This is a genomic window from Pseudorhizobium xiangyangii (genome assembly GCF_020531965.1).
Lineage (GTDB): Bacteria > Pseudomonadota > Alphaproteobacteria > Rhizobiales > Rhizobiaceae > Neorhizobium > Neorhizobium xiangyangii.
On sequence record NZ_JAJAWH010000011.1, the window covers coordinates 161,041 to 171,887 of the forward strand.

Consider the following 10,847-nt stretch of genomic DNA (forward strand, 5'->3'; position numbering starts at 1 on the left):
ACGGCGGCGCCTTGAAGCGCCGCCGTTGAAATCTTCAGGGATCAGCCGCCGATGACCGACTTACGGGCGTCGATGATCGTCTGGTAGAACGACTGGTCGACCTTGATGTATTCCTTGTTGTCGCCCTGGGTGTAGGCCTTGAAGCAGTCATGGTCCGACTTCGGCAGGTCCAGGAAGTATGCTTCGACCTTCTCGCGCATCTCCGCCGGCAGCTGGTTGTTGACCATCAGCGGGCCGTTCGGGATCAGCGGCGACTTCCAGACTTCGACGAGGTCGTCCATGTCCAGATTGCCCTTGTTGACCATCTGGTGCAGGTTGCCGCCGGTGTAACCGTCTTCCCAGTTGCCGACGCCCGAGCCGAAGGTGGTGCCGACGTCGAACTTGCCGTCGAGAATGGCGAGAACGAGGTTTTCATGGCCGCCGCCGAAGCCGCTTTCGGAGAAGTATTCGTTGACCGGAGCGTTGATTTCCTTCGGCAATGCGACGTTCGGGACGAGGTAGCCCGAGGTGCTGTCCGGGTCGGCGAAACCGATCTTCTTGCCCTTGGCGTCGGCAAGCGATGTGATGCCCGAATCCTTGCGGGCAACCATGATCGAGTAGTAGCCGCTGGAGCCGTCCGACTGGGTGTAGGTGAGGATCGGATCCACGGCGTCGGGCTTCTGGAGCGCGATGGCAGCATAGGACGAAGCGCCCATGGAGGCGATGTCGATCGTGCCGCCGAGCAGGCCCTGGATGACGCCGTTATAATCCGGCGACGGGAAGATCTGCACGTTTTCCACACCGGTGAAAGCCTTCAGGCCGTCGGCGACGCACTGTGTGTTGCGGATCTGGTCGGCTTCGTTTTCCGAGCCGTCGAGACCGATGCGCAGGACCTTGACGTCCTGCGCGATTGCGGAACCTGCCAGAACGCTGAGCGCTGCTGCCGCGAGCAGAGTTTTCTTCAACATGAGATGATCTCCTGGTTGTCCGGACGACCGGATTGCTGTTGCAAAAGGAAGTGCCCTTGACGCGGGCTTGCGATCATGGCGCCGGTTCAGACGCTGGCTGCAGCCAGGGCTCTCACACCGGTAGATTGTCTGGCTGCCTTATCGGCGGCTGCGGGAATGTTGATGCTGGTCGAAGTCAGCGATTCGTCGATGCCTGCGCCGTCCCGGTCGGAGCCATAGATCTCCTGCACCGCCCCGGCGGTCAGTTCGGAAGGGGTTCCGTCAAAGACGACACGTCCGGCCGCCATGCCGATGATCCGCTCGCAGTAGCTGCGCGCAGTGTCGAGCGTGTGCAGGTTGGTGACGACCGTGATGCCTTCGCGTTCGTTGATGCCGCGCAGCGCGTCCATGACGATCTTGGCGTTGAGTGGGTCGAGCGACGCGATCGGCTCGTCGGCAAGCAGCATCTTCGGCGCCTGCATCAAGGCGCGGGCGATCGCCACGCGCTGCTGCTGTCCGCCCGAAAGCGTGCCTGCCCGCTGGAGCGCCGTCTGTTCGATGCCGAGGCGCTCGAGCGCCGCCATGGCCATTAGCCGTTCGTCGAGCGTGAATACGTTGAGGAGGCTCATGACGGTGGAGCGATGGTTCAGCCGTCCGAGCATGACGTTGGTGAGGACATCGACCCGCGGCACGAGGTTGAACTGCTGGAAGATCATCGCGCAATCGCGTTGCCAGTTGCGCAGCCCGGTTCCCCTGAGGGCAGAGACTTCCAGATCGCCGAAGTGGATCGAGCCTGAGCTCGGGTCCTGCAGGCGATTGATCATCCGCAGCAGGGTTGATTTGCCGGCACCCGAACGGCCGATGATGCCGACCATCTGACCCTGAGGAATTTCGACGTTGACCGCGTTGACTGCAACCCGCTCGCCGAAACGGCGTGTAACATTCCTCAGTTCAAACTTCATGTTTCCTGTCCGTATTGCCTCGGTGGGGTCTCGATAGCGACGGTTGATGAAGCCTGAATGTCGGTTTTATGTCTGTTTTGTAATAAGCGCGGCCCCTCGGGCTTCAAGCCGGTGTGTGGCGCGCAAGGAAGTCCTCTGCAGAGAGCGCCCGGAAGTCGTCGAGTGCTGCTCGCAGCTTGCCGTGGTCCCAATCCCACCAGGCGAGCCGGTCCATGTCGGCCCCGACTTTCTTCGTAAAGCGTTCGCGGATGAGCTTGGCGGGAACGCCACCAACGATCGTATAGGGCGCGACATCCCTGGAAACGACGGCTCCGGCGCCGATCACTGCGCCGTTGCCGACAGTGACGCCGGGCAGGACGGTTGCCCCATGTCCGATCCACACGTCATGGCCGATGGTGACGCGGTGGTCGCGACGCCATTCGAAGAAGTCTTCTTCGTTCTCGGCGTCGTCCCAGTAATTGGCGGCGCGATAGGTGAAGTGGTGGAGTGTCGCACGCCAGGTCGGATGGTTGGTGGCATTGATGCGCACCGAGGCGGCCATGTTGACGAACTTGCCGATCGTGGCGCACCAGATCGAGCCGTCCTGCATGATGTAGGAATAGTCGCCGATCTCGGCTTCGTCGATGCGGCACCGTTCGGCGACTTCCGTATAGCGACCGAGAACAGAGTTGTTGACGCTGGCGCTCGGATGGATGACCGGCTGGACGCCCACCCTGGAGTTCATGCCGCGGCCTTTCTCGGTGAGAACTGGCTGACATCGACGATACGGTTGGCGACGGCTTCCCGCACCTCCTCGTCATGGAAGATGCCGAGCAGCGCCACGCCCTTCCGCTTCTTCTCGGCGATCATCTCCACGACGACCCGGCGATTTCGCGCGTCGAGCGAAGCCGTCGGTTCGTCGAGCAGCAGGATGGTGTGGTCGGTGATGAAGCCGCGGGCGATGTTCACGCGCTGCTGTTCGCCACCGGAGAAGGTGGCCGGCGGCAACCCCCACAATTCCTTTGGAAGGTTGAGCTGAGACAGAAGCGAAGCTGCAGTGTCGCGCGCTTCCAAGGCACTCACCCCTCGCGCCACGAGCGGCTCGGCGACCACATCGAGCGCTGAAACGCGCGGCACGGTACGCAGGAACTGGCTGACATATCCGAGCGTCCGGCGGCGGACGTCGAGGACAGTGCGCGGGTCGGCACTGGCAATATCGACGATCCGGTCCTGGTGCGCCACGAGGATCTGTCCCGCATCCACGGCGTAGTTGCCATAGAGCATCTTGAGAATGGAGCTCTTGCCGATGCCGGACGGTCCGCCCAGCACGACGCATTCGCCGCTTGCCACGGAGAAGTTGACGTCGTTGACGACCGGCAGCTCAATGCCGTCGCGCAGGTGCATGATGAAGCTCTTGAAGACTTCAGAGACGATGAGGGGAGTGGCCATGTATTTTTATCCTTGTTTACGCATGGTCTTGTCCGAAAGCCGGAGACCATTTTTCGGGACCATGCGTCCCCTTAGACCTGCAGGATCGAAGAAACGAGAAGCTGGGTATAGGGCTCGCGCGGGTCGTCGAGGACGCGATCTGTCAGCCCCTGCTCGATGACGTAGCCGTCCTTCATCACCATCATCCGATGCGATAGCAGACGGGCAACCGCCAGATCGTGGGTGACGATGATGGCCGAAAGGCCGAGGTCGTTGACCAGACCGCGCACCAGATCGAGAAGACGCGCCTGCACCGAGACATCGAGGCCGCCGGTGGGCTCGTCCATGAAGACGAGGCGAGGGCCGGTCACGAGATTGCGCGCAATCTGCAGGCGCTGCCGCATGCCGCCGGAAAAGGCGCGGGGCGCATCGTCGATACGGTCGACGCCGATCTCGACGCGCGATAGCCAGTCGCTGGCCGTGGCCCGGATATTGCCGTAATGGCGGTCGCCGACCGCCATTAGCCTTTCGCCGACATTGGCGCCGGCCGAAACGGTCATGCGCAGACCGTCGGCCGGGTTCTGGTGCACGAAGCCCCAGTCCGTGCGCATCAGGAAGCGGCGTTCCGCCTCGCTCATGTGGTAGAGGTCACGGACCGTACCATCGCGCATCGTGTATTCCACGCTGCCGGCGGTGGGCATCAACCGCGTCGAGATGCAGTTGAGGAGTGTCGTCTTGCCCGAACCGGATTCACCGACGATAGCCAGCACTTCGCCGGGCCAGAGATCGAATGAGACTTCCTTGCAGCCGATCCGCTGGCCGTAGAACTTCGAGACGGCGCTGACTTTGAGAAGAGGTGTGTCGTTCATTCCGCTGCCTCCTGGATCGCCAGTAGTTCGCCCACGTGACCCTGTTCGCGCCGGTCCTCGCAATGATCGGTGTCGGAGCAGACGAACATGCGCCCGCCCTTGTCGTCGAGGATGACCTCGTCGAGGTAGACGTTTTCCGCTCCGCACATCGCACAGGGCTTGTCGAAACGCTGGATCTCGAAGGGGTGGTCCTCGAAATCCAGGCTAACGACCTCGGTGTGCGGCGGGATGGCGTAGATGCGCTTTTCGCGACCGGCGCCGAAGAGCTGCAGTGCCTCCGACATGTGCATTTTGGGATTGTCGAATTTCGGCGTCGGGGAAGGGTCCATGACGTAGCGTCCCGCGACCTTTACCGGATAGGCATAGGTCTTGGAGATCCGGCCGTTATACGCGATGTCCTCGTAGAGCTTCACATGCATGAGGCCGTATTCCTCGAGCGCGTGCATCTTGCGGGTCTCGGTCTCGCGAGGTTCCAGGAAGCGCAGTGGCTCCGGGATAGGGACCTGGTAGACGAGAACCTGGCCTTCCGAGAGTGTCTGTTCGGGAATGCGGTGGCGCGTCTGGATGATGGTCGCGTCCCCCGTGTGGGTGGTGACCGCGACATTGGCGACCTTCTGGAAGAAGGCGCGGATCGATACCGCGTTGGTCGTGTCGTCGGCGCCCTGGTCAATTACCTTCAGGATGTCGTCCGGACCGATGATCGATGCGGTCACCTGAACCCCGCCGGTTCCCCATCCGTACGGCATGGGCATCTCGCGCGAGGCGAAAGGCACCTGGTAGCCGGGAATAGCGATAGCTTTCAGGATCGCGCGGCGGATCATTCGCTTCGTCTGTTCGTCCAGATAGGCGAAGTTGTAGGCCGCCAGGCCGCTGTCGGATGGAACTTCAGGAGACATGGCGTGTTTCTCCCAAGCAAAAGGAGATGATTGTCATGGATACTGGCCTTCTGATCACAATGTTCTTTTCGGTGTTTGCAGTGACCGGCTTTTGCTGCGCCTATTGGTACGGCGAGGCAGGTCGCAAATAATCGGGGTTATTCAGCAGCGTCTTGTACGCTTGCGTTTTCATTGTCCTGCGCGCCTTCGATATCGGCGCGCATCTTCCTCACCAGTCCGAGCTCGGCCTGGAAATCCACGTAATGCGGCAACTTCAGGTGCTCGACGAAGCCGGTCGCCTGCACGTTGTCGGAGTGGGAAATGACGAATTCCTCGTCCTGTGCGGGTGCCTTGATGTCTTCTCCAAGTTCTTCCGCCCGGAGTGCCCGGTCGACGAGAGACATGCTCATCGCTTTTCGTTCACTCTGTCCGAAGACGAGGCCGTAACCGCGGGTGAATTGCGGTGGTGCCTTGGACGAACCCTTGAACTGGTTGACCATCTGGCACTCCGTTACCTGGATACGCCCGAGCGAGACTGAAAAGCCCAGTTCCGGGACATCCATCTCCACCTCGACTTGGCCGATGCGTATTTCGCCGACAAAGGGGTGATTGCGGCCGTAGCCACGCTGGGTGGAGTAACCGAGCGCCAGCAGAAAGCCCTCGTCGCCGCGAGCGAGCGCCTGTAGCCGCAGGTCGCGCGTCATCGGAAATTCCAGGGGCTCACGGGTCAGGTCGCCCGCCAGATGATCGTCCGGCAACACCCCGTCTGCTTCGATGAGGCCCTCGGTGGCGAGGATGTCCGAGACGCGGGTTGTTTCGCCCGCAAGCGGTTCCTTGCGAGAAGCCTCCTCCACAACTTCGTCCGTGAGAAGGGATGGGTCCAGCAGGCGATGCGTGTAGTCGAATGTCGGCCCAAGGACCTGCCCGCCCGGCAAGTCCTTGTAGGTGGCAGAGATCCGTCGTTCGATATTCATCTTGCCGGTATCCACCGGGACCGTGCTGCCGAAGCGCGGCAGCGTCGTACGGTATGCGCGCAGCAGGAAGATCGCCTCGATGAGGTCGCCGCGCGACTGCCGCACGGCAAGTGCCGCAAGGGCGCGATCGTAAAGGGAGGCTTCCGCCATGACCCGGTCAACGGCGAGCGCCAACTGCTCGACGATCTGGTCGATGGTTACCGATGGAAGTGACCTGTCACCGCGGCGCCGGTCCGCAAGCAGCCGGTGTGCGTTGTCGATGGCGGCTTCGCCGCCTTTTACAGCTACGTACATGCCGGTTTCCTCATGCGATGGTGGTTGTGCGGGGCAGGCAGAGCAGCCTGTCACCGGCGGTAAGGATCACGTCCACGCCTCTCGGGAAGAGCCCCCTGTTGTCCGCCCAGAAGCTTAGGAATATGTCCGGAAGACCTGCGACCGTTGCCGTCAGCGGCGTCTTGATCCCCGGTCCGGAGAGCGTCATCGTCTTGCCCGACGTGAAGGACTCGACCTCGATGACGAGCGTCGTCGAGCGGTCCGGATATTCTTGTGTCCCGGCGGAAAAGAGACCCGGCGAGCAAGGCCGCGAGCCAGCAGTCAGAAAGGCGAGCCTGGCCTCGGCCTTTTCGGCGATGATGGTTGCGCCGGTGTGGAAGACGATCCATTCGGCGGCAGCCGATTTCGCGACGGCCGGCTGCAGCCATACGGGCGTGTCGGCATCGCAGAGTGTCAGGGCGATCGCGCCGGCGGCGCGCCCGAGCGGTGTGGGCTGGCCGATATCGATGGAAACGGTCTGCACGGTACCAGGGCGTGCCATCCCGTCCATCAGGAGACGGAAGACGGCTTGTGAATCGTATACGGGTTCATGAAAACCGCCGGAAAGGGCTTGTGCTTGCATGGCCATCAGTCGTCTCCCCGGACCATTGTGAAGAAATCAACGCGGGTGGCTGCGGTCTCTTCCGCCTGTCGCCTGTCGTCTGCAGCAACACGGATTTCAACGGGCATCAGGATTTCGTTCTCGACGAAGGCGCGGGAAGGCTCATCCTGCCACAGAGCGTCGAAGACCGCTGCGAGGCGAACCTTGCTCTTGTCGGTGCCAAGCGCATGAGCATGTCCGGCTGTGCCGGATCCCAGAAGAACCGTGGCACGCGTCACTGTCGCTTCACCGAGATTGAAGGGAGCGCCGCCGCCGCCGATCCGGCCACGGACCATCACCAGGCCCGTTTCCGGCCCACGGACAGGCTTCACCACCGGCTTCTCGGCAAGCGCGTCCCAGGCATCCTGGAGTTCCTGTTTCGTGGCGTGAGCGAGCAGACGGGCAACGCGTTGCCGTTCATTCGTCTCGGCGGCGGATATCGCGGGAGCAGGGATTGTCATTGGCCTCTCTCAAATGTCTATTGATATAGACAACCATACAAGTTACTGTATGAGTAACGGCAGCAAGTGACAAGAGTATGACATGGCGGGGAATTCGACGGTGGTTCAGCGACAGAGCGGAGTGGCATTGTGGCGGCAGATTGCCGATCGTATTCGCGCGTCGATAGCCGCGGGTGAATTCGATGAGACAGGCCGCGTGCCGCCGGAAATCATGCTGGCGACGCAGTTTGGCGTCAACCGGCATACGGTGAGAAGCGCGCTCGCGGCGCTTGCACAGGAAGGTATCGTCAGGGCCGTTCAAGGTGTCGGCACGATGATCGAACGCAAGGATCGGCTGAATTTTCCGATCTCGCGACGGACACGGTTCAATGAGGGGATTGGCGCCCAGGCCCTCGAAACGGAGGGGATTCTTCTGTCATCGACGGTGGAGCCCGCATCTGACGAACTGGCGCGCCGTCTCGGACTGGCGCCCGAGGAAACGGTGATACGACTTGAGACTTTGCGCAAGGCGGATGGACGTGCGGTGTCGCGTGCGACGGCCTGGTTCCCGGCCGAACGCTTTGCGGGGATCGGCCGCGCCTATGGGGAGAGCGGCTCGATCACGGTTGCATTCCGGTCTCTGGGATTGGACGATTACGTGCGGGTGACGACGGAGGTCACCGCTACGCATGCGGATGGCGACGACCTGAGGGATCTGGAGCTTTCGCCCGGTGCGATCCTGCTCGTGACAAGGTCGCTGAATGCCGATCCGGCGGGGGTGCCGGTACAATATGCGGTCAGCCGCTTTGCGGCCGACCGGGTTCAGTTCACCATCGAAAACTGAGAAGCCGCGCGAGCGGCCCTCGGATCAATGAGCGCCGGACATGTCGCCAAGCACTTCTTTCGAGGCGACGGTGGAATCGGCGTTGAGCGTGTAGACCATCGGCACGCCGGTCGCGAGGTTGAGCTTCAGGATCTGTTCCTTCGTCAGGCGGTCGAGTACCATGACGAGCGCGCGCAGCGAATTGCCGTGGGCTGCGACCAGCACCTTCTCGCCCCGCAGGACGCGCGGCAGGATGTCGGTCATATAGTACGGCCACACGCGGGCGCCTGTGTCGCGCAGGCTTTCCCCGCCTGGAGGAGGAACGTCGTAGGAGCGGCGCCAGATATGCACCTGTTCCTCGCCCCACTTGTCGCGGGCGTCGTCCTTGTTAAGGCCGGAAAGGTCGCCGTAGTCACGCTCGTTAAGAGCCTGATCGCGGATCGTTTCGAGGTCAGGCTGGCCAACCTTGTCGAGCACGATCTTCAGAGTGTGCTGCGCGCGCACCAGAACGGAGGTGTAGGCGATGTCGAACTTGATGCCGGTATCGGCGAGCGCCTGGCCGCCGGCTTCGGCTTCCTGGACGCCCAGTTCCGTCAGGCCAGGATCACGCCAGCCGGTGAAGAGATTTTTCAGGTTCCATTCGCTCTGGCCGTGGCGAACAAGGACGAGAGTGCCGCTCATGAAGTCAATTCCTTCGGATGATCAGTGGGAAAGCCCGAGCACGTCGAGCATGTCATAGTGACCGGGCTTCTTGTCGCGGCCCCAAAGGGCAGCGACGACAGCGCCGCGGGCAAAGATGGAACGATCGCGGGCGCTGTGCGACAGGGTGACGAGCTCGCCTTCACCCGCGATGATGACGGAATGATCGCCGACGACGGAACCGCCGCGTAGCGTGGCAAAGCCGATCGTTCCTGCCTCACGCGCGCCGGTATGTCCGTCGCGGACCTTGACCGCATTTGACAGAAGCTCGATCTCGCGTCCCGCGGCCGCGGCCTCGCCGAGAAGCAGGGCGGTACCGGATGGTGCATCGACCTTGTGCTTGTGGTGCATTTCCACGACTTCGATGTCCCAGTTCGCGGCCGGCAGGGCGCGTGCGGCCTGCTCGACAAGGACGCCCAGAAGATTGACGCCGAGGCTCATATTGCCCGACTTGATGACGCGTGCGTGACGGGCGGCTGCCTTGATCTTCTCGTCGTCCGCGGGTGAGCAGCCGGTCGTGCCGATCACGTGGACGATGCGCGCCTGGGCCGCGAGGCCGGCGAAGTTGATCGTGGCGGCAGGGCCGGTGAAATCCAGGACGCCTTCGGCATCGAGAAAGGCCTTGAGCGGGTCTGCTGTCACCGGCACGCCGATCGGCCCGACACCGGCCAGCTCGCCTGCATCCTTGCCGATAAAAGGAGACCCTTCGCGTTCGACTGCCGCATGCAGCACGACGCCATCGGTTTCGTGAAGCACCCGGATCAGGGTCTGCCCCATACGGCCACCTGCGCCTACGACCACGAGTTTCATCGGATTGTCGCTCATGCGGGCATCGGCTCCTTGGTCAGATACCCGGTTCGGGCGCTTGAAGATTGTTGAGGCGAGCGTAAAGACCGTCTTTCTGCCGCGCAAGCGTCTCATGGGTGCCTTCTTCCAGACAGCGGCCTTCGTGCATGACGATGATCTTGTCGGCATTGACGACTGTCGAGAGACGGTGCGCGATGACGACCACGGTTCGACCGCTCATCGCTGTATCGAGTGCCTTCTGGACGGCAGCTTCGGACTCGTTGTCGAGGGCAGACGTCGCCTCGTCGAGAAGAAGTATCGGCGCGTTGCGAACCAGGGCGCGTGCGATCGAAAGCCTCTGCCGCTGCCCGCCCGACAGGGTCACGCCGTTTTCGCCGACCGGCGTCTCGTAGCCGAAGGGTTGAGCGAGGATGAAGTCATGCGCGTAGGCAAGCTTTGCAGCGTCCTCGACTTCAGCGTCCGTCGCTTCCGGCCGGCCGTAGCGGATGTTGTCGCGGATTGTGCCCTCGAACAGGTAGGGTTGCTGAGAGACATAGGCGAGGTGATGCCGTAGCGATGCCTTTGTGACTTCGGTAATATCCTGCCCGTCGATCAGGATGCGCCCGCCGGATGGGTCGTAGAAGCGCGGAATAAGGCTGATGATGGTCGACTTGCCGGCGCCGGAGGGGCCGACCAGCGCGGTTGTCTTGCCGCCTTCCGCCAACAGGTTGACGCCTTTCAGGACAGGCTCACCGCTGGCATAGGAGAAGGTCACGTCCTGCAGTTCTATACGTGCATCCGTGACGACCAGATCCTTGGCGCCGGGCTTGTCACGCTGCTGCGGCTGCATGTCGAGAAGTGCGTAGATCATGCGCGCGTTGACTACGGCGCGCTCCATCTGCACCTGAAGCTTCGCGAGCCTGCGGGCAGGGTCATAGGCGAGCAGGAGGGCGGTCACGAAGGCGAAAAACGCGCCGGGGGGCACGCCGTCATAGATCGAACGGAATGCCGCATAGGCCAGTACGCTGGAAATCGCGAAGCCGGCGAAGGTTTCGGTCAGCGGCGCGGTGCGCTCCGAAAGGCGCGCGATGCGATTGGCGCGCTTTTCCGCCTGACCAATGATGCCTTCCACCTTGCGGGTCAGCTCCTGCTCCATCGTGAAGGCCTTCACGA

Annotated in this window: 13 protein-coding genes; 1 reads left to right on the forward strand and 12 read right to left on the reverse strand. The window is 62.3% G+C overall.

Annotated elements, in window-relative coordinates; all coding sequences use genetic code 11:
- Positions 1 to 41 precede the first annotated feature (41 nt).
- From phnD to phnG, 9 genes are all read right to left on the reverse strand, one after another.
- Complete coding sequence (phnD, locus tag LH464_RS12270) at positions 42 to 947, reverse strand: phosphonate ABC transporter substrate-binding protein (protein WP_226786666.1); 906 nt, start codon at positions 945 to 947, stop codon at positions 42 to 44.
- Between the two features lie 86 nt (positions 948 to 1,033).
- Entirely contained in the window at positions 1,034 to 1,888 is an 855-nt protein-coding gene (gene phnC / locus LH464_RS12275; RefSeq protein WP_226786667.1) for a phosphonate ABC transporter ATP-binding protein, read from the reverse strand.
- Positions 1,889 to 1,991: 103 nt separating this feature from the next.
- On the reverse strand, positions 1,992 to 2,612 hold the full coding sequence (locus LH464_RS12280) for a DapH/DapD/GlmU-related protein (protein ID WP_226786668.1): 621 nt from the start codon (positions 2,610 to 2,612) through the stop codon (positions 1,992 to 1,994).
- Entirely contained in the window at positions 2,609 to 3,316 is a 708-nt protein-coding gene (phnL, locus tag LH464_RS12285) for a phosphonate C-P lyase system protein PhnL (protein ID WP_226786669.1), read from the reverse strand. Before phnL ends, LH464_RS12280 begins: the two co-directional genes overlap by 4 nt.
- Positions 3,317 to 3,387: 71 nt before the next feature.
- On the reverse strand, positions 3,388 to 4,164 hold the full coding sequence (phnK, locus tag LH464_RS12290; RefSeq protein WP_226786670.1) for a phosphonate C-P lyase system protein PhnK: 777 nt from the start codon (positions 4,162 to 4,164) through the stop codon (positions 3,388 to 3,390).
- Positions 4,161 to 5,060: an alpha-D-ribose 1-methylphosphonate 5-phosphate C-P-lyase PhnJ gene (locus tag LH464_RS12295; RefSeq protein ID WP_226786671.1), complete on the reverse strand. Its 900-nt coding sequence runs from the start codon at positions 5,058 to 5,060 to the stop codon at positions 4,161 to 4,163. Before LH464_RS12295 ends, phnK begins: the two co-directional genes overlap by 4 nt.
- Positions 5,061 to 5,197: 137 nt before the next feature.
- Positions 5,198 to 6,307 (reverse strand): carbon-phosphorus lyase complex subunit PhnI, encoded by a 1,110-nt coding sequence (locus LH464_RS12300; RefSeq protein ID WP_226786672.1) that lies wholly within the window; start codon positions 6,305 to 6,307, stop codon positions 5,198 to 5,200.
- Positions 6,308 to 6,317: 10 nt separating this feature from the next.
- On the reverse strand, positions 6,318 to 6,914 hold the full coding sequence (gene phnH, locus LH464_RS12305; protein ID WP_226786673.1) for a phosphonate C-P lyase system protein PhnH: 597 nt from the start codon (positions 6,912 to 6,914) through the stop codon (positions 6,318 to 6,320).
- Positions 6,914 to 7,387: a phosphonate C-P lyase system protein PhnG gene (phnG, locus tag LH464_RS12310; protein ID WP_226786674.1), complete on the reverse strand. Its 474-nt coding sequence runs from the start codon at positions 7,385 to 7,387 to the stop codon at positions 6,914 to 6,916. Before phnG ends, phnH begins: the two co-directional genes overlap by 1 nt.
- A gap of 82 nt (positions 7,388 to 7,469) precedes the next feature.
- On the opposite strand from phnG, the gene phnF reads away from it, so the two are divergent.
- Complete coding sequence (gene phnF / locus LH464_RS12315) at positions 7,470 to 8,210, forward strand: phosphonate metabolism transcriptional regulator PhnF (protein WP_226786675.1); 741 nt, start codon at positions 7,470 to 7,472, stop codon at positions 8,208 to 8,210.
- A 24-nt stretch (positions 8,211 to 8,234) separates the two neighbouring features.
- Here the strand turns inward: phnF and LH464_RS12320 are convergent, their stop codons facing one another.
- The 3 genes from LH464_RS12320 to LH464_RS12330 form a co-directional block, all read right to left on the reverse strand.
- Positions 8,235 to 8,870 carry a 2,3-bisphosphoglycerate-dependent phosphoglycerate mutase gene (locus LH464_RS12320; RefSeq protein WP_226786676.1) on the reverse strand — a complete coding sequence of 212 codons (636 nt, stop codon included), beginning with the start codon at positions 8,868 to 8,870 and terminating at the stop codon, positions 8,235 to 8,237.
- A 21-nt stretch (positions 8,871 to 8,891) separates the two neighbouring features.
- Entirely contained in the window at positions 8,892 to 9,713 is an 822-nt protein-coding gene (gene dapB, locus LH464_RS12325; RefSeq protein WP_226786677.1) for a 4-hydroxy-tetrahydrodipicolinate reductase, read from the reverse strand.
- 19 nt (positions 9,714 to 9,732) lie between these two features.
- Positions 9,733 to 10,847, reverse strand: a 1,115-nt coding sequence (locus tag LH464_RS12330; RefSeq protein ID WP_226786678.1) for an ABC transporter ATP-binding protein, incomplete at its 5' end; no start/stop codon positions are given.

Excerpts from the sequence above, each read along its gene's own strand:
- dapB (WP_226786677.1), bottom strand. The coding sequence starts at position 9,713 with ATGAGCGACAATCCGATGAAACTCGTGGTCGTAGGCGCAGGTGGCCGT.
- phnG (WP_226786674.1), bottom strand. The coding sequence starts at position 7,387 with ATGACAATCCCTGCTCCCGCGATATCCGCCGCCGAGACGAATGAACGG.
- LH464_RS12300 (WP_226786672.1), bottom strand. The coding sequence starts at position 6,307 with ATGTACGTAGCTGTAAAAGGCGGCGAAGCCGCCATCGACAACGCACAC.
- phnD (WP_226786666.1), bottom strand. The coding sequence starts at position 947 with ATGTTGAAGAAAACTCTGCTCGCGGCAGCAGCGCTCAGCGTTCTGGCA.
- phnC (WP_226786667.1), bottom strand. The coding sequence starts at position 1,888 with ATGAAGTTTGAACTGAGGAATGTTACACGCCGTTTCGGCGAGCGGGTT.
- phnK (WP_226786670.1), bottom strand. The coding sequence starts at position 4,164 with ATGAACGACACACCTCTTCTCAAAGTCAGCGCCGTCTCGAAGTTCTAC.
- phnF (WP_226786675.1), top strand. The coding sequence starts at position 7,470 with ATGGCGGGGAATTCGACGGTGGTTCAGCGACAGAGCGGAGTGGCATTG.
- phnH (WP_226786673.1), bottom strand. The coding sequence starts at position 6,914 with ATGGCCATGCAAGCACAAGCCCTTTCCGGCGGTTTTCATGAACCCGTA.
- LH464_RS12295 (WP_226786671.1), bottom strand. The coding sequence starts at position 5,060 with ATGTCTCCTGAAGTTCCATCCGACAGCGGCCTGGCGGCCTACAACTTC.
- LH464_RS12320 (WP_226786676.1), bottom strand. The coding sequence starts at position 8,870 with ATGAGCGGCACTCTCGTCCTTGTTCGCCACGGCCAGAGCGAATGGAAC.
- LH464_RS12280 (WP_226786668.1), bottom strand. The coding sequence starts at position 2,612 with ATGAACTCCAGGGTGGGCGTCCAGCCGGTCATCCATCCGAGCGCCAGC.
- phnL (WP_226786669.1), bottom strand. The coding sequence starts at position 3,316 with ATGGCCACTCCCCTCATCGTCTCTGAAGTCTTCAAGAGCTTCATCATG.